This window comes from Acidovorax radicis N35, from assembly GCF_000204195.1.
Lineage (GTDB): Bacteria > Pseudomonadota > Gammaproteobacteria > Burkholderiales > Burkholderiaceae_C > Acidovorax > Acidovorax radicis.
Genome location: NZ_AFBG01000020.1, coordinates 212,195 through 234,365, shown reverse-complemented (window position 1 = coordinate 234,365; position 22,171 = coordinate 212,195). Strand labels below are relative to the sequence as shown.

Annotated in this window: 20 protein-coding genes; 6 read left to right on the top strand and 14 right to left on the bottom strand. The window is 64.0% G+C overall.

The features are described from left to right. Positions 1 to 2: 2 nt before the first annotated feature. The 7 genes from ARADN35_RS0114860 to ARADN35_RS0114830 form a co-directional block, all read right to left on the bottom strand. Entirely contained in the window at positions 3 to 797 is a 795-nt protein-coding gene (locus ARADN35_RS0114860) for an ABC transporter ATP-binding protein (RefSeq protein WP_010463497.1), read from the bottom strand. 20 nt (positions 798 to 817) lie between these two features. Beyond that, positions 818 to 1,894: an ABC transporter permease subunit gene (locus ARADN35_RS0114855; protein ID WP_010463494.1), complete on the bottom strand. Its 1,077-nt coding sequence runs from the start codon at positions 1,892 to 1,894 to the stop codon at positions 818 to 820. A 13-nt stretch (positions 1,895 to 1,907) separates the two neighbouring features. Further along, complete coding sequence (locus ARADN35_RS0114850) at positions 1,908 to 2,837, bottom strand: branched-chain amino acid ABC transporter permease (protein ID WP_010463492.1); 930 nt, start codon at positions 2,835 to 2,837, stop codon at positions 1,908 to 1,910. Between the two features lie 312 nt (positions 2,838 to 3,149). Beyond that, the gene (locus tag ARADN35_RS0114845) at positions 3,150 to 4,502 is read right to left on the bottom strand and encodes a replication-associated recombination protein A (RefSeq protein WP_010463490.1); all 1,353 of its coding nucleotides are present in this window, start codon (positions 4,500 to 4,502) and stop codon (positions 3,150 to 3,152) included. 93 nt (positions 4,503 to 4,595) lie between these two features. After that, entirely contained in the window at positions 4,596 to 5,228 is a 633-nt protein-coding gene (lolA, locus tag ARADN35_RS0114840) for an outer membrane lipoprotein periplasmic chaperone LolA (RefSeq protein WP_010463488.1), read from the bottom strand. 50 nt (positions 5,229 to 5,278) lie between these two features. After that, a complete protein-coding gene (locus ARADN35_RS0114835) occupies positions 5,279 to 7,615 on the bottom strand; it encodes a DNA translocase FtsK (protein ID WP_010463486.1) in 2,337 nt (778 codons plus the stop codon). A 73-nt stretch (positions 7,616 to 7,688) separates the two neighbouring features. After that, positions 7,689 to 8,366 (bottom strand): Crp/Fnr family transcriptional regulator, encoded by a 678-nt coding sequence (locus tag ARADN35_RS0114830; RefSeq protein ID WP_010463484.1) that lies wholly within the window; start codon positions 8,364 to 8,366, stop codon positions 7,689 to 7,691. Between the two features lie 197 nt (positions 8,367 to 8,563). On the opposite strand from ARADN35_RS0114830, the gene trxB reads away from it, so the two are divergent. The 3 genes from trxB (at position 8,564) to rpmG (ending at position 10,115) form a co-directional block, all read left to right on the top strand. Then, positions 8,564 to 9,517, top strand: coding sequence for a thioredoxin-disulfide reductase (gene trxB, locus ARADN35_RS0114825; RefSeq protein WP_010463482.1), 954 nt, complete (start codon positions 8,564 to 8,566; stop codon positions 9,515 to 9,517). A gap of 182 nt (positions 9,518 to 9,699) precedes the next feature. Beyond that, entirely contained in the window at positions 9,700 to 9,933 is a 234-nt protein-coding gene (gene rpmB / locus ARADN35_RS0114820; RefSeq protein WP_010463481.1) for a 50S ribosomal protein L28, read from the top strand. Between the two features lie 11 nt (positions 9,934 to 9,944). Then, positions 9,945 to 10,115, top strand: coding sequence for a 50S ribosomal protein L33 (gene rpmG / locus ARADN35_RS0114815; protein WP_008904999.1), 171 nt, complete (start codon positions 9,945 to 9,947; stop codon positions 10,113 to 10,115). Between the two features lie 84 nt (positions 10,116 to 10,199). Here the strand turns inward: rpmG and ARADN35_RS0114810 are convergent, their stop codons facing one another. Continuing rightward, positions 10,200 to 11,687: an aminotransferase-like domain-containing protein gene (locus ARADN35_RS0114810; protein ID WP_035197817.1), complete on the bottom strand. Its 1,488-nt coding sequence runs from the start codon at positions 11,685 to 11,687 to the stop codon at positions 10,200 to 10,202. Between the two features lie 275 nt (positions 11,688 to 11,962). Between ARADN35_RS0114810 and ARADN35_RS27985 the strand changes: the two genes are divergently transcribed. Further along, positions 11,963 to 12,364, top strand: coding sequence for a hypothetical protein (locus tag ARADN35_RS27985; protein ID WP_010463477.1), 402 nt, complete (start codon positions 11,963 to 11,965; stop codon positions 12,362 to 12,364). A gap of 67 nt (positions 12,365 to 12,431) precedes the next feature. Here the strand turns inward: ARADN35_RS27985 and ARADN35_RS0114800 are convergent, their stop codons facing one another. The 3 genes from ARADN35_RS0114800 to ARADN35_RS0114790 form a co-directional block, all read right to left on the bottom strand. Next, a complete protein-coding gene (locus ARADN35_RS0114800) occupies positions 12,432 to 13,646 on the bottom strand; it encodes a DesA family fatty acid desaturase (protein WP_010463475.1) in 1,215 nt (404 codons plus the stop codon). 134 nt (positions 13,647 to 13,780) lie between these two features. Further along, complete coding sequence (locus tag ARADN35_RS0114795) at positions 13,781 to 15,055, bottom strand: RsmB/NOP family class I SAM-dependent RNA methyltransferase (RefSeq protein WP_010463473.1); 1,275 nt, start codon at positions 15,053 to 15,055, stop codon at positions 13,781 to 13,783. A 171-nt stretch (positions 15,056 to 15,226) separates the two neighbouring features. Then, the gene (locus ARADN35_RS0114790) at positions 15,227 to 17,080 is read right to left on the bottom strand and encodes a M48 family metallopeptidase (RefSeq protein ID WP_029414041.1); all 1,854 of its coding nucleotides are present in this window, start codon (positions 17,078 to 17,080) and stop codon (positions 15,227 to 15,229) included. Between the two features lie 67 nt (positions 17,081 to 17,147). Between ARADN35_RS0114790 and ARADN35_RS0114785 the strand changes: the two genes are divergently transcribed. Further along, positions 17,148 to 17,402 (top strand): DUF1653 domain-containing protein, encoded by a 255-nt coding sequence (locus ARADN35_RS0114785; protein ID WP_010463468.1) that lies wholly within the window; start codon positions 17,148 to 17,150, stop codon positions 17,400 to 17,402. Here the strand turns inward: ARADN35_RS0114785 and ARADN35_RS28555 are convergent. Both ARADN35_RS28555 and purN read right to left on the bottom strand, forming a co-directional pair. Beyond that, on the bottom strand, positions 17,368 to 17,592 hold the full coding sequence (locus tag ARADN35_RS28555; RefSeq protein ID WP_341864663.1) for a hypothetical protein: 225 nt from the start codon (positions 17,590 to 17,592) through the stop codon (positions 17,368 to 17,370). The genes ARADN35_RS0114785 and ARADN35_RS28555 overlap by 35 nt on opposite strands. A gap of 303 nt (positions 17,593 to 17,895) precedes the next feature. Continuing rightward, the gene (purN, locus tag ARADN35_RS0114780) at positions 17,896 to 18,477 is read right to left on the bottom strand and encodes a phosphoribosylglycinamide formyltransferase (protein WP_010463466.1); all 582 of its coding nucleotides are present in this window, start codon (positions 18,475 to 18,477) and stop codon (positions 17,896 to 17,898) included. 21 nt (positions 18,478 to 18,498) lie between these two features. Between purN and ARADN35_RS0114775 the strand changes: the two genes are divergently transcribed. After that, entirely contained in the window at positions 18,499 to 19,188 is a 690-nt protein-coding gene (locus tag ARADN35_RS0114775; RefSeq protein ID WP_010463464.1) for a YceH family protein, read from the top strand. 37 nt (positions 19,189 to 19,225) lie between these two features. Here ARADN35_RS0114775 and ARADN35_RS0114770 read toward each other — a convergent pair whose 3' ends face one another. Continuing rightward, entirely contained in the window at positions 19,226 to 22,162 is a 2,937-nt protein-coding gene (locus ARADN35_RS0114770) for a DUF4132 domain-containing protein (RefSeq protein ID WP_010463462.1), read from the bottom strand. Positions 22,163 to 22,171 lie beyond the last annotated feature (9 nt).

The window sequence follows — 22,171 nt, the reverse complement described above, 5'->3', positions numbered from 1 at the left end:
TCTCAATGTCCTCCGGTGCCCAGATAGGCCTCAATCACTTTTTCGTTCTTCTGCACGGTGGCAGGCGTGCCTTCGGCGATCTGCTTGCCGTAGTCGAGCACCGTCACGCGGTCGCACAGGCCCATCACCAGCTTCACGTCATGCTCGATGAGCAAGATGGTGCGGTTGTCGTTGCGGATGCGGTCAATCAGCTCGCGCAGCAGCACCTTTTCGGTGGCGTTCATGCCCGCAGCGGGCTCGTCGAGCGCGATCAGTTGCGGATCGGTGGCCAGTGCACGGGCAATCTCCAGGCGGCGCTGGTCGCCGTAGGAGAGGGTACGCGCCTTGTAGTCGGCAAACTTGCCAATGCCCACGTAGTCGAGCAGTTCCTGCGCACGCTTGGCGATGGCAGCCTCCTCTTCCTTGAAGCCCTTGGTGCGCAACACGGCGCCCAGCAGGCCGGACTTGGTGCGGATGTGGCGGCCCACCATCACGTTTTCCAGCGCCGTCATTTCTGCAAACAGGCGGATGTTCTGGAAGGTGCGCGCAATGCCCGCCTTGGCCACTTCATGGACAGCCGTGGGCTCGTAGGGTTTGCCGGCCAGTTCGAAAGTGCCACTGTCGGGCGTGTAAAGACCCGTGATCACGTTGAAGAAAGTGGTCTTGCCAGCCCCATTGGGGCCGATCAGGCCATAGACCTGGCCACGCTCGATGGTGATGCCCACGTCGGAGAGGGCTTGCAGGCCACCAAAACGCTTGGAAATGCCTGCAACCTTCAGCACCACGTCGTTGGCCGAATTCTTGATGTTCTCTGCCATGTTCTAACTTTCTGCGGTGTTCAGGTCTTCTGCGTGAGGCTCTTGCCATGGTCGGGCGCAGGCCACAGACCACGGGGACGCAACAGCATGATGATGATCATGGCCAGCGCAATCAGCAGCTGGCGCAGGATGGCGGAGTCCAGACGGCCGTCCGTCATGGCCTGCAGCGGGCCCGCCACATAGCGCAGCACTTCGGGCAGGGCCGACAGCAGCACGGCACCCAGGATCACGCCAGGGATGTGGCCAATACCGCCCAGCACCACCATGGCGACGATCATGACCGACTCCATCAGGCTGAACGACTCGGGCGACACGAAGCCCTGGAACGCACCGAACATGGCGCCCGACACGCCGCCAAACGAGGCGCCCATGCCAAAAGCCAGCAGCTTCATGTTGCGGGTGTTGATGCCCATGGCCTTGGCGGCGATCTCGTCCTCGCGGATGGCCATCCAGGCGCGGCCAATGCGCGAATCCTGCAAGCGATAGCAGATCACGATGGACACCACCACCAGGATCAGGAACAGGTAGTAATACAGCGTGACCGAGCTGATGTCGAAGCCGAACAACTCCAGGCGCTTGCCCAAGTCCAGCCCGAAGATCTTGACCGAATCGATCTGGCCCAGGCCCTTGGGTCCGTTGGTCAGGTTGGCGGGATGGTCCAGGTTGTTCAAGAAAATACGGACGATTTCACCGAAGCCGAGCGTCACGATGGCCAGGTAGTCGCCGCGCAGCTTGAGCGTGGGCGCCCCCAGCAGCGCCCCGAAGAACGCCGCCAGCAAGGCCGCCAACGGTATGACCAGCCACAGCGAGGTGTGCAGGCCGTTGGGGAACATGGCGGCAAAGGCCGCAAAGTTGTCCGCAAGGTGCGGCGAAGCCATCAAGGCAAACAGGTAGGCGCCCACGGCGTAGAACGCCACATAGCCCAGGTCCAGCAGGCCGGCGTAGCCGACCACGATGTTCAGGCCCAGGGCCAGCAGCACATACAGCAGCGCCAGGTCGGCAATGCGCACCCAGGCGTTGCCGAAGGATTGCAGGATCAGCGGCAGCACCAGCAGCGCGACCGCGCCGATGATCCAGTTGGTTTTGGTGTTCTTCATGGTGTGGGGCTCCTCAGGCGCGATCGGCCACACGCTCACCCAGCAGGCCCGAGGGTCGCAGCGTCAGGATGATGATGAGCACGATGAACGCAAAGATGTCGGTGTAGTGGCTGCCCAGGAGGCCGCCCGTCAAGGTGCCGATGTAGCCCGAGCCGATGGCTTCGATGAGGCCCAGCAGAATGCCGCCCACCACTGCGCCCGCCAGATTGCCGATGCCGCCGAACACGGCCGCCGTGAAAGCCTTGAGGCCGGGCAGGAAGCCCATGGTGTGCTGCGCCGTGCCGTAGTTGGAGGCATACATGATGCCGGCGACGGCTGCCAGGATGGCGCCGATGATGAAGGTGGCGGAGATCACCATGTCAGGCTTCACGCCCATCAGGGACGCAACGCGCGGGTTCTCGGCCGTGGCGCGCATGGCGCGGCCGAGGTTGGTGTGGTTGACCAGGTACACCAGCGAGGCCAGGGCCACCGCGGTCACACCCAGGATCAGGATCTGGGTGGGGGTGATGAACGCGCCGCCGATCTCGAAGGGCGAGCTGGGCAGCATCGTCGGATAGGGTTTGTAGTTGGGCTTCCAGATGATCATGGCCAGCGTCTGCAGCAGGATCGACATGCCGATGGCCGTGATCAGGGGCGCCAGGCGAGGACTGCTGCGCAGAGGGCGGTAAGCCACTTTTTCGATCACGAAGTTGAGGGTGGCTGCGACCACGCAGGCAATGATGGTCGCGAGCAGCAGGATGACCCAGCCGGGGGCGCCGGGCATTGCGCCCTGCATCATTCCTATACAGCTCCAACTGGTCAGAGCCCCGATCATGAGCACTTCGCCGTGGGCGAAATTGATCAGCTGAATAATGCCGTACACCATCGTGTAGCCCAAGGCTATCAAGGCGTACATGCTGCCGAGTACCAGACCGTTGATGATCTGTTGCAGCAAAATGTCCATAAGAGAAGTCCTTCGTTTGTAACGTACCCACCGCTTTGGCACCGGAATCGGTACAGCCTTGTGGGCCCGACTGCCATCTAGCAAAAAACCCGCCAGAAGTGCAGCTGTGCGGGTTTGTGGACGGGATTGTAGCGAGTAGTCACAAGCGGCCCCCACCAAGCCGGGCGGGGTTTTCCCTCGGGTTGGCGGCACATCAGCGGGCAACGCAATCCATAAGCTCACATGATGCAAGCAGGAAAATTGATGTGCAAACTTATTACCAGCCTCATGCCAAATCAGCATGACACGGATTGCGGCCTTTGCGGGCCGGGCTCAGGACTTTTCGTCCGATCCGTCCTCAAAATCTGCTGAAACATTGCGCGCGCGCAGCTCACGCAACTTCTGTGCAATCTTGATTTCGAGGCCCCGCTCCACCGGCGCATAAAAACCGGGCGTCGGCATGCCCTCGGGCAGGTAGTTTTCGCCCGCGGCAAAGCCGCCCTCTTCGTCGTGCGCGTAGCGGTAGCCCTTGCCGTAGTCGAGCTCTTTCATGAGCTTGGTCGGTGCATTGCGCAGGTGCATGGGCACCGGGCGGGTGCCATCCTGCTTCACCCAGGCGCGGGCGGCGTTGTAGGCCTTGTAGACAGCGTTGGACTTGGGCGCCATCGCCAGGTACACCACACATTCGGCCAGGGCCAGTTCGCCCTCGGGGCTGCCCAGGCGTTCGTAGACCTCGGTCGCGTCCAGCGCCAGGCGCAGCGCACGCGGGTCGGCCAGGCCGATGTCTTCGCTGGCCATGCGCACCAGGCGCCGCGCCATGTAGCGCGGGTCGGCGCCGCCATCGAGCATGCGCACCAGCCAGTACAGAGCGGCGTCCGGGTCGGAGCCGCGCACGGATTTGTGCAGCGCGCTGATGGTGTCGTAGAACTGCTCGCCACCCTTGTCGTAGCGGCGCATGCGTTCGCCCAGCACCTTGAGCAGCCAGGCGTCGGTGATCTCGGCCAGCTTCTCCTGCGTGGCTGCCATGGCCAGGGTTTCGAGCGTGTTGAGCAGGCGGCGGGCATCGCCATCGGCATAAGCCACCAGGCGGTCTATTGCTACATCTTCGATAGCTTGTAGCGCTTTCTCTGCCTGCGCCAGGGCCACTATTTGCTTCAAATCCTCTTCGGACAGCGGTTGCAGCACATACACCGCAGCACGCGACAGCAGCGCGGAATTCACCTCGAACGAAGGGTTCTCGGTGGTGGCGCCGATGAAGGTGAACAGGCCTGACTCGACATGCGGCAGGAAGGCATCTTGCTGACTCTTGTTGAAGCGGTGCACTTCATCGACGAACACGATGGTGCGCTGCTGCATCAGGCCATCGCGCGCCGCCTCGGCGCGCTCCACGGCCTCGCGGATGTCCTTGACCCCACCCAGCACGGCACTGATGCTGATGAACTGCGCGTCGAAGGCATCGGCCATGAGCCGCGCGATGGTGGTCTTGCCTACACCCGGCGGCCCCCAGAGGATGCAGCTGTGCGGACGGCCCGATTCAAACGCGAGCCGCAGCGGCATGCCCGGGCCCAGCACATGCTGCTGCCCAATCACCTCGCCCAACGTGCGGGGCCGCAGGCGCTCGGCCAGGGGCTGATGGGCCGAGGGGTGGGCCTGGGAAGGTGCGGCAGAGGCACTGCGTGCTGCCATGTTCGTGTCCTGTCTACGTCAGCTGATTTTCAAGCAAAATTGGACTCTAGCGCTTACCCATAAAGCGCGGGCAGCTATCTTTTTCGCAGCGACTTACTGTTTGACCACATCCGCCCCGGCGGGCGGCTTGAACTGGAAGGTGCTGGCCGGCAACGCCGCGTTGGCCTGCATGCCGGTGAAACGAATCAGCGAGCGCTGGCCAAAGCTGTCCAGGATGTCGAGCGCCGCCAGTTGGTCACCCGCAAAGCCCACACGCACACTCTTGAGCTGGCCGTCCCTGGTCTTGGGGCTGGCCAGCACCCACTGCAGGCCTTCCTGGTCGGGCGAGGTCTCCAGCGTGAACTCGGCCTTGAGCGCCGACAGGTCGGGGGCCGATGCCAGCAGCGCGGCGGGCGTGCTGCCGAGCGCCTGGGACTGCGAGCGCTGGGTGACCTGGTTCAGGTCCACGTCGTAAAGCCACAGAGTCTGGCCATCGGCCACGATGGTCTGCTCGAAAGGTTTCTTGTAGACGAACTTGAAGCGCCCGGGGCGCTGAAACTCAAAGCTGCCGGTCGATGTCTTGGTGCGTGCAGTTTGGCCATCCTTGGGAGGCGAAGTCACGGTCTGCGTGAAATCCGCCTTGCCCGTTTGCGTGCCCTTCATGAACGATTCCAGGCTTTTCAGGCCATCAGCGCTTGCCAGTGTTGCGCTGGCAGCTATCAAAATTGCAGTAACGGTCTTTTTCAACAAAAACTCCTGTGGGGCACGGGCCGGGCTTGGCGCCCTGCGTGGGTCATTCACTCACTACGCGCTGGTACCAAAACCTCGCGCTGGCCGCTGGTGGTGAGGCCACTGACGAGTCCGGCCTTTTCCATGTCTTCCAGCAAACGCGCCGAGCGGTTGTAGCCAATGCGCAGCTTGCGCTGCACGTACGAGATGCTCGCCTTGCGGTCCTTGAGCACCACCTCGACGGCCTGGTCGTACATGGGGTCTTTCTCACCCCCGTCGCCGCCGCCCTCCCCTGACAGATCCCCCTCGCCATCCACAGTTCCGCCTTCGAGCACACCTTCTATGTAGTCCGGCTCCCCTTGTTCCTTGAGGTAACTGACGACACGGTGTACTTCCTCGTCCGACACAAAGGCGCCGTGCACCCGGATCGGCAGGCCCGTGCCACTGGCCATGTAGAGCATGTCGCCCATGCCCAGCAGGGCTTCGGCGCCCATCTGGTCGAGGATGGTGCGGCTGTCGATCTTGGAGCCGACCGAGAACGCGATGCGGGTGGGAATGTTGGCCTTGATCAGGCCCGTGATCACATCCACACTGGGGCGCTGCGTGGCCAGGATCAGGTGGATGCCGGCCGCACGCGCCTTCTGCGCCAGTCGGGCGATCAGCTCTTCGATCTTCTTGCCCACCACCATCATCAGGTCGGCCAGCTCGTCGATGATGACCACGATGTGCGGCAGGCGCTGCAGCGGCTCGGGCTCTTCGGGCGTCAGGCTGAAGGGGTTGTAGATGAACTCCTCGCGCGCCTTGGCCTCGTCGATCTTGACGTTGTAGCCGGCCAGGTTGCGCACCCCGAGCTTGCTCATGAGCTTGTAGCGGCGCTCCATCTCGGCCACGCACCAGTTCAGGCCGTTGGCGGCCTGCTTCATGTCGGTGACCACGGGGGCCAGCAGGTGCGGAATGCCCTCGTAGACCGACATTTCCAGCATCTTCGGATCGATCATCAAGAGGCGCACGTCGCGCGCCTCGGCCTTGTACAGCAGCGAGAGGATCATGGCGTTGATCCCCACCGACTTGCCCGAGCCGGTCGTCCCTGCCACCAGCACGTGCGGCATCTTCGCCAGGTCGGCCACCACCGGGTTGCCCACGATGTCCTTGCCCAGGCCCATGGTGAGCATGCTCTTGGCCTCGTGGTAGACCTGCGAGCCCAGAATCTCGGACAAGCGGATCGACTGGCGCTTGGCATTGGGCAGTTCCAGCGCCATGAAGTTCTTGCCGGGGATGGTCTCCACCACTCGGATGGACACCAGGCTCAGCGAGCGCGCCAGGTCCTTGGCCAGGCCCACGATCTGCGAGCCCTTCACGCCCGTGGCGGGCTCGATCTCGTAGCGCGTGATCACCGGGCCGGGCATGGCTGCCACCACGCGCACCTCCACGCCGAAATCCTTGAGCTTCTTCTCGATCAGGCGGCTGGTCATCTCCAGCGTCTCGGGCGCCACCGTCTCCTGGCGCTGCAGCGGACCATCGAGCAGGTCCACCATCGGCAGCTTGCTGTCGGGCATCTCGGTGAACAACGGCTTTTGGCGCTCCTTCACCACGCGGGTGCTCTGCGGCACATCCACCAGGATGGGTTCGATGATCTGGATCGGTTGAGGGTGGTGCACTTCGCTCTCGGTGCGTTCTTCGAGCACCACCACTTCGCGCTCGCGCGCGGCCTTGCGGCCCACAGCCACGTCCTTGGCCACTTCGCGCTTGGCCAGGCGCGATTGCACGAGCGCATCGATGCGCGAACCCAGCGACTCCGCCACGTGCCCCCACGAAAAGCGGAACACCAGCGCCGCACCCAGCACCGCCAGCACGATCGACAGCAGGGCCGAGCCGGTATAGCCCAGCCACTTCACGCTCGCGGGCCCCACCACGTACCCCAGCACGCCACCGGCGTGCCCGCCCGGGAGCAGGGACTCGAACCGGTACAGGCGCGACCACTCCAGGGCCGTGCTGGCGCACATCAGCAGCACCAGCCCACCCCAGAACAGCGCGCGGCGCTGCATCGGGCTGGCGGCGCCCGGCACCTGCTCGCCACCGCGCATCCAGCGCGCCAACGACGACAGCCAGGCCCTCACACCTGCCGCCACGCACCACCACACGGAAAAGCCCAGCGCAAAGTAGCTGCCGTCGGCCAGCCAGGCGCCAAAACGGCCCGCCCAGTTGGCCACCATGCGGACCTCGCGCGAGCCGGAATTGGAAAACGCAGCATCCTGCGCGGAATAGCTGGCCAGCGCCAGCAACCAGAAAACCAGGGCCAGCAGCCCGACCATCAGGCCAATTTCATGGCCAAAACGGGCAGCGCCCGTGCGCGGCGGCGACTTGGCCGCAGCCGATGCATTCAGGGTATTAAGGGAATAGGTCATAAGCGTGCCGGGCGAGCTTACCCCATGCACCACAAGGGATTGGCGCCTGGGCTGACATCCGCTGGCTCGGCGTTCAGCCCAGCGCGTTCAGGCGGTCCTTGAGCAGCGTGGCACCACTGGGCAGCGCCTCGATGAAGCCACGCTCTTCCAGGTCTTTCATCACGCGGCTGACCATCTCGCGCGAGGCCCCCACCATCTTGGCCAGGTCCTGCCGGGAGATTTTGTCCTTGATCACCAACTGGCCCTGGGCATCGGGTATTGCAAAGTCCAGCAGGGCATGGGCCACGCGCCCATACACGTCCAGCAACGCCAGTGACTCGATCTTGCGGTCGGCATGGCGCAGGCGCTTGACCAGCCCCCGCATCACGACCAGCGACATCGAGGCGTTCTCGGTCAGGCAGCGGGCGAACTCGGCGCGGCCCAGCATGAGCACGTCGGTCTGCACCTCGGCGCGCACCGTGGCCGAATGGGGTTCGTTGTCGATGATGCTCATCTCGCCCAGGTAGTCACCCTGCGAGAGCGTGGCCAGGATCACCTCGCGCCCCCGGCTGTCGGAGGTCATCACCCTGGCGCGCCCCGTGAGCAGGATATACAGGGCGTTGGATTTTTGCCCCTGCTCCACCAAAGGCTCGCCGCGCTTGAACCGGCGCTTGATCACCGCACCGCTGATCACCTCGGCCTGGGCCACCGTCAGCAGCGAGAACAAGGGCACCCGGCGCAGCAGGTCCAGGTTGGACAACATCGTCGACATGAAAACATCTCCTCTCAGGGGCGCGACCCAACCGGAGCCGCAGCGGGTTATGAAGGGACTCTCAATGGGTTCTTACAATCGCCGAGATTGAAAAAGGCGCTGCCCGCGTGAGCGGCGCACGGTTGATACTTGCCGGTTCAACCCCCAGTTTCCCCAACAGCGCCGCATGTAGCGGGCGCAAAACACAGGCTTTTACCATGTCCACCACCCAACACGCGAAAGTTCTGATCCTCGGCTCTGGCCCTGCAGGCTACACCGCAGCGGTTTATGCCGCCCGCGCCAACCTGAACCCGGTGCTCATCACCGGCATGGCCCAGGGTGGCCAGCTGATGACCACGACCGAGGTGGACAACTGGCCCGCCGACGTGCACGGCGTGCAGGGCCCGGACCTGATGCAGCGTTTTCTGGAGCACGCCGAGCGCTTCAAGACCCAGATCATCTTCGACCACATCAACAAGGTCGATTTCAGCCAGCGCCCCTTCACACTCACCGGCGACAGCGGCACCTACACCTGCGACGCCCTGATCCTGGCCACCGGAGCATCGGCCAAGTACCTGGGCCTGCCGTCGGAAGAGGCCTTCATGGGCAAGGGCGTGTCCGGTTGCGCCACCTGCGACGGCTTCTTCTACCGCGAGCAGGACGTCTGCGTGGTGGGCGGCGGCAATACGGCGGTGGAAGAAGCGCTGTACCTGTCCAACATCGCCCGCAAGGTCACGCTGGTGCACCGCCGCGACAAGTTCAAGGCCGAGCCCATCCTGGTGGACAAGCTCCACGAGAAGGTCGCTGCCGGCAAGATCGAGCTCAAGCTGTTCAACACGCTCGACGAGGTGCTGGGCGACAACACGGGCGTGACCGGCATCCGCATCAAGAGCACCAAGGACGGCAGCACCGAAGACATCAAGCTGCAGGGCTGCTTTATCGCCATCGGCCATGCGCCCAACACCGAGATCTTCCAGGGCCAGCTGGAAATGGAGAACGGCTACATCATCACGCAGGGCGGCCTCAAGGGCTTTGCCACCCAGACCAGCGTACCGGGCGTGTTCGCCGCAGGCGACGTGCAGGACCATGTGTACCGCCAGGCCATCACCAGCGCGGGCACGGGCTGCATGGCTGCACTCGACGCCCAGCGCTTCCTGGAACAAGAGTCTTGATGAAAAACTGGGCAGCAGGCTATAATCTGCGGCTTTGCTGAATTCGGCCCGTTTTTGCGGTCCTTTCGAAAAAGGCAAATCGGGTTACCGCCACCCTTTCTGGCGAGGTGAGGCCGCAAGCCAACCTGGGCAAACAAGTCCAGGGCCCAGCGAGCGGCCGTTAAAAGTATCGGAGTGTCCTCATGGCACGCGTCTGCGACGTAACGGGCAAGAAGCCCATGACGGGGAACAATGTTTCCCACGCCAACAACAAAACCAAGCGCCGGTTCCTGCCGAACCTGCAATACCGCCGTTTCTGGGTTGAGACCGAAAACCGCTGGGTTCGCCTGCGTGTTTCGAGCGCTGCCCTGCGTTTGATCGACAAGAACGGTATCGACTCGGTGCTCGCAGACCTGCGCGCACGTGGTCAGGCTTAAGGAGAAGCACCATGGCAAGCAAAGGCGGACGCGACAAGATCAAGCTGGAATCCACTGCGGGTACTGGTCACTTCTACACCACGACCAAGAACAAGAAGACCATGCCCGAGAAAATGCTGATCATGAAATTTGATCCAAAAGCTCGCAAGCACGTGGAATACAAGGAAATGAAGCTGAAGTAATCGCTCAGCCTCGTCTTCCCCCAAAAAACCGCCCGGACCCCGGGCGGTTTTTTTATGCCTGTTCTTTGCCTGCGCCTGCTTGCCCTACGCAGCATTGCGCGACGGAAAGGGCTGCTGCGCGGCCAGTTGATCCGCCATCAAGGCGCCCAGCGTGCGGTAGCCCTCCTCCACCTGCGTCGTGAAGGGCATGCCGCAACTCAGGCGCAGAAAATGCTCATAGCGCCCCGTGTTGGTGAACATGGGCCCAGGGGCAATACGTATGCCGCTCAGCAGCGCCTGGTCGTAAAGCCGTGTGGACGAGATGCCGACCGGCAGCTCCAGCCACAGGCTCAACCCACCCGGCGGCAGGCTCAGCCGCGTACCCGCCGGAAAGTAGCGGGCCACAGCCCGCGCGGACTGCTCCCGCTGGACGCGCAGTTGCGCGCGCATGCGGCGCATGTGGCGTTCGTAGGCCGGGGAATCCACGCTGCGCGCGGCCAGCAGCTGCGACCACGTCTGCATGTTGCGCGTGCGGGCGAACTTGAGCATCTGCACCCGGGACTGCCAGCGCCCCGCACTCATCCAGCCCTGGCGCAGGCCCGGGGCAAAACTCTTGCTGAGTGAGGCACAGTAGATCACCTGGCCCGCATCCCCCTGACGGTCCCAGGCCTTGGCCGGACGCAGAACGTGCGGGGACTCCACGAACTCGCGGTAGATATCGTCCTCGATGAGGGCCAGGCCGTGCTCCACGCACAGGGCCACCAGGCGCTCCTTGTGTGCGTCGGGCATCACGCTGCCCTGCGGCATCTGCAAATGGGGCACCACCACCACGCCCCTGAGCCGGGGCTCGTTGCGTGCAGCCAGCTCCAGCGCCTCCAGTGATATGCCGGTGTGGGGGCTGCAGGGGATCTCCAGCGCGCGCAGCCCACGCACCTCGATGGCCTGGAGGATGCCGAAGAAGGTGGGCGATTCGACGGCAATCACATCGCCCGGCTCGGCCACCGCATCCAGGGCCAAGTTGACCGCCTCGGAGTTTCCATGGGTTGCGCCAATGTCTGCAGGGGCCACACAGACCCCAAAGGTGAGCGCATGCCGCGCCATGGCTTGCTGGAACTCGGGATGCGTCGTAGGTGCCGATGGGCCATACACCAGGATGTCCGGCTGCTCCCGCAGCAAGCCCTGCGCAAGCCGGTTGAGCGCCTTCGCATCGAACAGGCTGGGTGCCGGCATCGCGCTGCCCAGGTCCAGCGGCAGAGGACCCGCACGGCGGGCCTTGTCCAGAAAAACCGAAATGCGCTCGTTGATACCCGCAAAGACATGGAGATCACTGGCCAGGGGTTCATGCACCTCGGGCTCACGCGCACCCGGTAGCACCACACCGCCCAGCCCACGCACGAAGTAGCCCACGCGCTCGCGCGCTTCCACACGGCCCTGGGATTCAAGATGGCGCAGCACCTGCAGCGCCGTCGTCAGGCTCACCTGGTGGCGCTGGCACAGCTCGCGCACGGATGGCATGCGCATGCCGGGCGTCAGGCTGCCTGCAGCGATGGCCTGTTCATACAAAGCTGCCAGTTGGCGATAAAGGGGAGTCATACGGGTATCAGAGAGACGTGACATGGCTCGTAGCTCGGGAAACTGTTGCAGCCCAGACGCAGGCGCGAGGCGGCAGGCAAAGGCATCGTGTCCTAACGCCACCTGCGGGTACAGATACAGGAAAGGACAGAAAGAACCATAACAGCACGCCAGCAATTGCGGCTGTTCTACCCCACCAAGCTGACGCGTGTATCTGTCGCCGCAGGACGGCATTTCTTACGCTAAAGCCCTCGCCACAGCCTTTCACAGTCTTTTTCACCAGGAGCATCTACACCATGAAAACGGACATCCACCCCAAGGCAACCACAGCCCCCTTCACGGTCCACATCGCATCCGGTCAAATCCTGTGGGTCTGCCTTCCGCCCGGCAGCGTTTTGCACACCACCCAGGGGGAAATCACCATACTTTCGGCCCCCTGCTCCTATGGATACGCAGTGCACTCACCACCACGGGCCGTCTTGAAGGCAGGTGCCCAATTGCCACTGCCGAGGCATGACCGGGCCACCTGGATGCAACTCAGCAGCACCACAGACGGCCCCGCAGAGATCAAGATTGTGGAAAGCATGCCCGAAGCCGGGCTGCGGCAGAAAGCTTGGGCGCTTCTGCGGACGATCTTCGCGGGCCGCAAAAAAGAGCAGCCGGATGGAGCGTATGGCGCGTTGCACGCCGCACGATGAACAAAGGGTGAAAAAAAAGGCCTTGCCAGGGAAGGCAAGGCCTTGCACAGAACCGCCTCCGGTGGTCTCAGGCGCGTGCCGCACGCAGGCTGATCGAAAACTCCCGCAAAGCGGCAATGCCACTCTCCTCGGCCCGGCGGCACCACGCCTGCAAATCGGCGGTGAGCTGTTCGCGGGATTGTGAAGTGTTGAGCCACAGCTGACGCAGCTCTTCGCGCATGGTCACCATCTTGTCGAGCGCCGGGTGCGCCGCGCGGGCCTGCGCCAGCTGTGGCAGCGCCACGGCTGGCACCTTCTCCGCGTCGCGGGGCAGCCAGCGCTTGGCCGCCTTGAGCACCGAGACATCGGCCTGGCGAGCCTTGAGTGCAGCGATTTCTTCCTTGCAAGCCTGGCGCACCCCACGGGCGTAGCCCGCCATCACCTCGTAGCGGTTGGCAATCAAAGCCTCCAGCGTCTTTTCATCGGCCACGGGTTTCACGTCGCCCAACTGCAGCTTGGGCGGCACCTTCTTGACCGTAGCCCAGCCGATTTTCTTCATCAGCGTGATGTAGACCCAGCCAATGTCGAACTCATAGGGCTTGACCGAGAACTTGGCCGACGTCGGGTATGTGTGGTGATTGTTGTGCAGCTCTTCACCACCAATGATGATGCCCCAGGGCGAAAGGTTGGTGCTGGCATCCTGCGCCTCGAAATTGCGGTAGCCCCAATAATGGCCCACACCATTGACCACACCCGCCGCCCAGAACGGAATCCAGAGCATCTGTACCGCCCACACAGCGGCGCCAAGCGCGCCAAACAATGCGAGGTTCAGGATCAGCATAAGGCCCACACCCTGCCAGCCGTAGCGGGTATAGACATTGCGTTCCATCCAGTCATCGGGTGTGCCGTGGCCGAACTTCTTCATGGTCTCCATGTTCTTGGACTCGGCGCGGTACAACTCGGCGCCGCGCCACATCACGGTGTCCAGGCCGCGCGTCTGCGGGCTGTGCGGGTCGTCCACGGTTTCGCACTTGGCGTGGTGTTTGCGGTGGATGGCGACCCATTCCTTGGTGACCATGCCGGTCCCGATCCACAACCAGAAGCGGAAAAAGTGCGAGGGAATGGCGTGCAGATCCAGCGCACGGTGCGCCTGTGCACGGTGCAGAAAAATCGTGACCGCCGCAATGGTGATGTGGGTCGTCGCCAGGGTGTACAGGACAACCTGCCACCACGCCAGATTCCACAAACCGTGGCCCAGCCAGTCAATGGCGGCGTTCAGCACAGCCCAATCGGGTAACAGCATATTCAGAAAACCTTACGTCTACAAAGAACCCGCTCGCCAGAGGAGCAGGTATCTGATTTTAGAGCGGGAGCCCCCCGATAGGCTCGGGGGTATTCACCGTATTTGCGCCGTTTTAGCGTCTTTAGAGGACAAAGTCAGCCTTTTTTGGCCCAGGTTGCGGCAAAAAACCCATCCGTCTGGTGCACATGGGGCCAAAGGCGCAGATATCCACTGCCCGACTCACCGCCGCTGCACAGGCCCTTGGCGCCCTCGACCTTGAGCTGCTCCAGCAATTCACCCGCGTCGAGCAGTTCGAAGTCAGGGTGGGACGCACTGAAGGCCTCGGCAATGGCCTCGTTTTCCTGCGGCAGGATGCTGCAGGTGGCATACACCAGACGGCCGCCGGGCTTGAGCAGGCGCGCTGCGCTGTCCAGAATGGCGGTCTGCTTGGCCACCAGTTCTTCCACGGCCTTGGCCGACTGGCGCCATTTGAGGTCGGGGTTGCGACGCAAGGTGCCCAGGCCCGAGCAGGGCGCATCCACCAGCACGCGATCAATTTTGCCCGCCAGCCGCTTGACGCGGTCATCTCGCTCGTGGGCAATGGCGGCGGGGTGCACGTTCGACAGGCCACTGCGGGCCAGGCGGGGTTTCAGGGCATCCAGGCGGTGCGCCGACACATCAAACGCATACAGGCGGCCGGTACTGCGCATGCCCGCGCCGATGGCCAGGGTCTTGCCGCCTGCACCGGCGCAAAAGTCCACCACCATCTCGCCGCGCTTGGCGTCGAGCAGCAGGGCCAGCAACTGCGAGCCTTCGTCTTGCACCTCAATGGCGCCGCGCGTGAATGCGTCCAGCTTGGTCAGCGCAGGCTTGTCGTCAATGCGCAGGCCCCAGGGCGAATACGGCGTGGGACTGGCCTTGATGCCGGCCTTGGCGAGCTCCTTCTGTACATCGGCGCGCTTGTCCTTGAGCGCGTTGACGCGCAAATCCAGCGGGGCGCTCTGCGCCAGGCTTTCCACCAGCGGCCAGAATCCGTCGCCCAGCTGGTCCTTGAGGGGTTTCACCAGCCATTCAGGCAGGTTGTGGCGGTGGCGCTCCATCAGGTCATCGACCGTGACGGCATCGCACTGGTCCAGCCAGTTCTTTTCCTGGTCGGTCAGTGCGCTCTTGAGGAAATCACGCGGGCCATAAAACCCCAGGATGGCCAGGCGGCGCTCCTTGGGGCCTGAGCCCGAGGGAGCCATGTGGTCGAACAGCAGCTTCTTGCGCAGCACGGTGTAGACCGTTTCGGCCAGCGTGGCACGCTCGCGAGGCCCCAAGCCCCGGTTGTCGCGGAAAAATCGTGACACCACCGCATCGGCGGGGTGTTCAAACGTGAGGGTGAGCCTGACCAATTCAGCGCAGGCGTCGAGAAGAACTTTGGGATGCATCCCCGTATTGTCCACCCCCTGAGCCGCTTCGCGTCATCCCCCGGAGGGGGACGCCACCTGCGGCCTGGCGAAGCCAGTTCCACGGTGGCACAGGGACGGGCCTGCGCCAGTCTCCACCATCGTGTGCAACTCAGCGTGCAGACGAGAAAGGGATGAGCAAAAAGTTGGCCATCAACGGGTATAGATCGGATCGAACGCATAGCGCTGGATTTCCTTGAGCGTGGGCGATTCGCCCGCCCACAGCGCCAGCGCGGGGCCCGGAAGGCTCAGATTGCGCTCCAGGGCACGGCACAGGTGGTAGCGGCTTTCGTCGTCCATGCCTGGCAGCTCCAGGAACACCAGGTACGCCCGACGCTGCGGATGCTCGCGCAGGTTCTTGCGCACCAGCCAACAACGGGTGAGGGGCGCGCAGCGGGCCAGCTCCGATTGCAGCTCGGCCAACTCAAACGGGCTCAGGTCGTTGCGCGCGATCTGGCTGAAGAAGGAGGTGCCCGACAGCTCTTCCCAGGCGCGCTCTTCAGATTCCTGCGCACGCTCCAGCCGCTTTCGCCATTGCTTGAAGGCCGCCGCGTCATGGTCCCTACCCATGCGCGGGGTCTCCAGCTCGGCCAGTGCGGTGCGTGCAGCCCAGTAGCGGTCGTTGCTGCCGGCTTCCCACACCCGGTGCAGCAGCAGGAGCTTGCCCTCGCGGTCGTCCTCGGGCAGACAAGGCACCAGTCCGCACAGGGCGGGCGGGTATTCCGCGCTGCGCTCAAGCGCCAGCTCATACAGCGCACGCACATCGGCGCGGGGATCGAGATGGCGTTTGAGGCGGGCCAGCTCCACCAATTCGGCAGCACTGCTCTGGGCTATCGACGCGCTGAGCGCTTCGGCGCGCGTACGCACACGCTCCAGCCACGCATGGTGCTGCTTCCACTCCGTGGCGTTGTCGCGGCACCATTGTTTGTCAAAGTGCTTCACCCACCGCTTGGCCCCATCGCCCAGCAGGGTCAAGGCATTGCCATGCGACCAGTCCGGCAGTGTGGGCGTGGCATCCAGCGCTTCAATGCGATCCCGCAGGCCGGGGTGGGTGTCGTCCACACTGCTCAGGCGCTTGAGCGCCTGGCGCAGTGCGTCGTTGGCAAATGCGGCATCCGGGGCCTCGGCCAGGTAGCGGCGCATGCTGCGATAGGGCCCCACCGGCAGCGGATTTCCAGCGGCACCGCACCAGTGGTGGCCCCAGAACTCCGCCTGCAGCGCCGCGCCGCGGATTTCAATCTCGGCCAGGGCGGCGGCGGTCACGTCACGGCCCAGCAGCTTGCCGGCAATGCGGTCGGCCTCGTATTCGTCCTGGCGGGCCAGCGCAAAGGTCTTGGCCGAAAAGCGCGGAAAGTACCAGCGCATGAAAGCCTGCGTGGCGGCAGCCACCGGGCCTTCGTCGTCGGCCAGGCTGTGGTTCAGGCGCATCCACGACAGGCGCGTGCGGTAAATCCAGGCGGCAAACCGGCCGTGGTCGCCGCGCAGATGACCGTACTCATGCGCCAGCACGGCCAGAAAACGCGGCCGGTCCAGGGCCATGAGCAGGGGCAAGCCAATGCTCAGGTGGTTGACAGCGCCGCCCAGCAGGCCGTACTTGGGCAACTGCTGGATGCTGGCATTGAACTCGTCGTTCAGCGTGACTTTGTGGATGGGTGGGCCCTTGATCTTGCGGCGAATGCGCTCCAGCGCCTCAAAAAGCTCCGGCGCCTCCAGCGCCGTGATCTCCACACCCTCGGGCGCGTCAAAACGCACCCACAGCGCCCGCAGGCTGACCCACAGCAGGCCTGCAGCCCCCAGCAGCAGCCACACCATGGCAAAACGAAAGCGCCCCTGCAGCAACTGCGGCACGACCCACAGCACAATGCCGGCGGCCAGCCCCAGGCAACCCAGCACCCAGGCATAACCCAGCGCCGCAAACGCGGCCACACTGCGGCGGTACGCTCGGCTGTTGTCGGCACTGGCATGCTCGCTCATGCGCACCAGGTGCACAAAATCTGCCTGATCCACGGGCTTCCCCCACTCTTGGTTGTTTTCAGCCGCCATCCTAACCACTCACGCACGCCCACTCGCCACCATGACCGACGAAGACCTGCCAGCACTCATTCGCACTCCGCCCGGCCTGTACCGCCACTACAAGGGCACGCTCTACGAGGTGATCGACACCGTGCGCCACAGCGAGACGCTGGAACCCATGACGCTGTACCGCGCGCTCTATGGCCAGCGAGGGCTGTGGGTGCGGCCCGCCGCCATGTTTGAAGAGCAGGTGCTCATCGATGGCGTGATGCGGCCACGGTTCAAGAAATGCGGGGACGAGACGGAAACCCGCTGAAACCCGTTGAACTCACGCCGCAGTGCGCGGAAAAATGGCTACTGCCACCAAACCACCACCCGCGGCATTGCGCAAGGCCAGCCGCCCTCCCCCCGTGGCGCCGCACCACGTCAGAGGCAATGGTGAGCCCCGGTCCGGCCCCGCCGCTCTGGCGGTTGCGCGAGGACTCCACGCGGTAGAACAGCTCCATGACCCGCTCCAGCTCTTCAGTCGGCAGGCCTGGCCGTGGTCGCGCACCTCGATGCTCAGCGTCGGCCGGGCCATCGGCTGCAGGTTTTCTGGCCACGCAGTGCGATTCGCCCGTCAGTTGATGAGCTGCGTGCCCCGGGATCCCTGAGGCTGCCCGGCGACAGGTAAATATGAATAAAAATAGGCCCTAGCGCTTTATAGATAAGCGTAAGTAGCTACTATTTTTATAGCAAACAACATCCCTATGCCCATCAGGGTCTGCCAGGGCGACAACCGAACCATCCCAAACCGATCAGCCGGTGGGCTACAAAGCCTGAATCAGCGCCCGCACGGCGCGGGGATAGATCACGTGTTCCTGGGTCAGCACCCGGGCCGCCAGCGTCTCGGCCGTGTCGGCCGGGAGCACGGGCACCACCGCCTGCTCCAGGATGGGGCCCACATCCAGCTCGGCCGTCACCTGGTGCACCGTGACGCCCGCAAACTTGCAGCCTGCATCGATAGCGCGCTGGTGCGTGTGCAGCCCGGTAAAGGCGGGCAGCAGCGAGGGGTGGATATTGATGAGCCGCCCCGCGTAGTGCGCCACAAACCCTGGCGTCAGGATGCGCATGAAGCCGGCCAGCACCACCAGGGCGGGCTGGTGGCGGTCGATGGTGGCGGCCAGTTCGGCATCAAACGCCTCGCGGCTGGCAAACGCCTTGTGGTTAAGCGCCTCGGCAGCGATGCCCTGCTCCCGCGCAAACACCAGCCCGGCGGCATCCGGTTTGTTGCTGATCACAGCCGCCACGCGGGCGCCGTAGCGTTGTGCCCAGTTCTCCTGTTGCGCGGTGCGGACGATGGTGGCCATGTTCGAGCCGCCGCCAGAGATCAGAATGACGATGTTCTTCATAAATTGCCACGGATTATCCCAGTGCCCTTCGATCCCATCACCCGCCCCCTCACCCCCCACGAAGCCCGCGTGCTCGCCACGCTGATGGAAAAGGCCCGCACCGTGCCCGACAGCTACCCCATGTCGCTCAACGGCCTGCTGACCGGTTGCAACCAGAAAACCAGCCGCGACCCGGTGATGAACCTCAGCGACGCCGAGGCGCAGGAGGCGCTGGATTCGCTCAAGCTGCTGACGCTGGCGTTTGAGAGCAGCGGCAACCGCACCACACGGTGGGAACACAACTTCCAGCGTGGCGTGGGCGTGCCCGAACAATCGGCCGTGCTGCTGGGGCTCTTGATGCTGCGCGGCCCGCAAACGGCGGGCGAGCTGCGCATCAACGCCGAGCGCTGGTACCGGTTTGCCGACATTTCTTCGGTGGAGGCCTTCCTCGACGAGCTGCAAGAGCGCAGTGCAGAGAAAGGCGGCCCGCTGGTCGTGCAGCTGCCCCGCGCACCCGGCGCGCGCGAACAGCGCTGGGCTCACCTGATGTGTGGGCCGGTGGACACCCGCCAGCAGGCCTACGGCGGCCACCCCGCCCCTTCGCTGGACACCCCTGCCCCCGCCCTGCAAGCCCGCGTGCAAGCCCTGGAGGCAGAAGTGGCGGGCCTGCAAGCCACGGTGCGCCGCCTGTGCGACGAACTGGGTGTGCGCGGGTTGGAAGACGACAAGTAGCCTCTGCCCGGCCAGGCGCGGCGAAGCACGCCAGCGCTCAGGCCTGGGCCACTCGGCCCTCGATCTGCGCCAGGATGCTGGGGTCCTTGATCTTGTCGTCGGCGCTGAGCAGCAGCAGCTTGGACAACACCTCGCTGGTACGTTGGTCATCGTCGACGAAAGGCAAAGCCACGGCCTTCTGGCTGGCTTTGTCGGCCGGCACGATGCACAGGTATCCCGCAGGGATCACGTGAATCACCGCGGTGCCCAGGTGCAGACGATAACTCGCACGCTTGCCCTGGATGATGGCGTGATGCCCCTCCAGGCTGACGTTCTTCAACCCCAAGCTGGGGAGCAAGGCGCCCACCAAGGCCACGCGGGCGTGCTGCACCTCAGCGGAATGCTCATCGCTGTCGGCGGCGCCGGCGGTGATCACGAGGTCGAGGTCGCGCATGGCCTCGGAGAATCCGAGCGGCGGCGCCTCCTCCAGCGCCATGGGTTCAGCTTGGCGGGTGAACGAGATCTCACCCAGCACTGTCGCCTCTTCCTGGGTCAGGAATTGATAGACATCGGGCAACGACAGCTCGACGGCAATGTCGGGCGCCAAGCGCTTTCGGGCTACAAAATCGAAGTCGCTCCCATCAACTCGCCATCCGCGAGCCGAAAGGATGGCGCCCAGCACCGAGGTCTTGACGCGGCGCCCTTCGAAGCGGCGTGACACATCTCGCGCCTCGCGCTCGGCGGGCGTCAACACATAGCATTCGCGAAACGCCTGCTTGAACGGTTGCACCAGGGACGACTGCACCGCGTGTCGCTGGCAAGCGATCAAGCGGCCTGTCGCCAATATCGAATGGACGTGCGCGATGGTCAGCGGCAGCTCCACCGGGCGGGCGGCATCGGCCAGCGCGCCATCCGCGTCCAGAAGACGCAACTGGGCCAGGCTGTCATCGAGCAGGCCCAGCCCGCCATCTGGCGTTTGCAGGTAGAGCGCGGTCAGCAGCTGTCGGGCCATCGGCAGGTTGGACAGCTCCCGAAGCTGGTCCGGCGCGAGCGCACGGCCACTGACCATCAGGTTTTCCAGGGCAATGCGGTAGCGCTTGCTCTGGTCCTTGAGCAGGTCGAGCTGTGCTAGCAGCGGAGCCAGCCCCGCGTCCTTCTTCAACGCAGGCGGCAGGCTCTTCAAGGCCTTACCGGCCTTGCGTACCTGCAGCTGCGGCTGAAACCTGACCAGGCTCAGCTCCACGGCATAGTCGTCTTGCTGCCAGCTCCAATCCTGGGCCGACTGGGACGTAGCGTCCAGTGACCATTCCATTTCGGTCACGTCCGCAAAACCGGCGTTGTGCGCCAGCTGCACCAGCGCTGCGGCGGCTGCATCGCGCACGTTGGCACTGCGCTCGGAGCCGAACAGCTTTGAAGCCTGCTTGCCGGCGCCCTTGAAAAAGTCGAAGCGCTCACGCAAGTCCGCTGTATCTCTCAGGGGAGTCATGCCCCACACGCGAATGTGCTCTTGCGACAGCTTGCCCAGCATGCCGGCCAGCTTCTTGTCCTGCACGCCTTGCACCGCCTCGATGCGGTACACGGTGACTTTCAGGTGCTTGTACTTCTTGTGCCATGCCAGCAGCAGCTCGCCGGACTTTCCGGCGCGCTGGAGATGCTCCTTCAACAACGGCACGTCGAAGTACTCGTTCGCATCGGCTCGTTCGCGCTCGCGCATGAAACGGTACAGCGGCGCCGCGCTGCCCCAGCCGAGGGCCTCCAGCACCTCGTCCGCCTGGGCGCGGCAGTGGCGCAGCAATTGAAGCAGAACCTCCGGGGCGAACTGCCGCAGCTCAACCACCAAGTCTGCGGACTCCGCCGCGCCCAGGGGTTGCACATTGCAGATCAGTTTCAACGCACGCGCAGCAGAGCGCTCGGCATCGGTCTGAACCAAGCCGAGGATCGGCGGCGGCGATGGCATCTGCGCCAACAGGCGCGCACCTGCCATCACGAACCGAATGCCGCTCAAGCTTCGGCGTTCGCCGCTCTCGTAGTCCACACCCAATTCCTGTGCCAGTTGCCCCAGCGAGGTGATGGCTTCGGTCAGCGGTTTGACGCAGTGGCCGTACACCCAGTCCAGCGCCTCGGGTTGAAAGTCTTTCAAGACATCGTCCTCTTGAGACAGGCACGCGCCCACCACGCGCGCGCTGCGTGGCCATTCCAGATCGAACAGGCGTTTGACCCATTCAGCGCTCAGGGGCCCCTGGCGCGCGTAGGCCTGTGCCAGTTCATCCGCTTGCTCGGTCAGGCCGAAAAACTCCGCAGTGCGCATGCGGCCGGTGCATTCGCAATCTTCCACCTGAGGTGGCGGGCGGAACTGCTCGTCGACCCAGGTGTCGCAGGAGCGCTCCATCAAGTCCATCAACTCGTCCAGTGTGGCGCGCGAGGACTTCATGTCGCAGATCAGCTGGGCCAGCGTATCGGGGGCTGGCTCCAAAAAGGGATGGCTGCTGCGGGTCAGCGCCGCTTTGAGGTCCGCGATCTGATGACTCCTCACCGGCTCCGCATACTGGGCGCGAATAAGCGCGCGCTCTGCGTCCATCCAGCGCGGTGCCGCGCATTCGGTCGCATCGGCGGGATGGCTCAGTTGGTGGCGCAAGCGTTGCAAGGCCAACTGGCAGGTGTAATCCCGCCCCCATTTTTTGACCGCCTCGGTCAGCAGATCGTTCACATCGCGCGCGAAGCCCCACACCCGGTCAGCGCGTGCGCGCATGTTGGGAATGCTTTCGTGAAGCACCGGGAACATGAAAAAGTCAGTCAAGTGCTGCTCAGCCTCGTTGCCGAACGTCTGCTGCAGCGCTGAACAGAACGGTGAATCCGCATCTCCGTTGCGGATGGCGCGCTCGTCATCATCCAGGCGGCCAGCGTCCTTGGCCTCCTGAACATAGCCCAACAACCAGGCTTCGAAACGTTGGCCTCTGGCGCGCTGCGTTGCGCTCGCCTCCCAGTGCTCACTCATAGGTTCCTT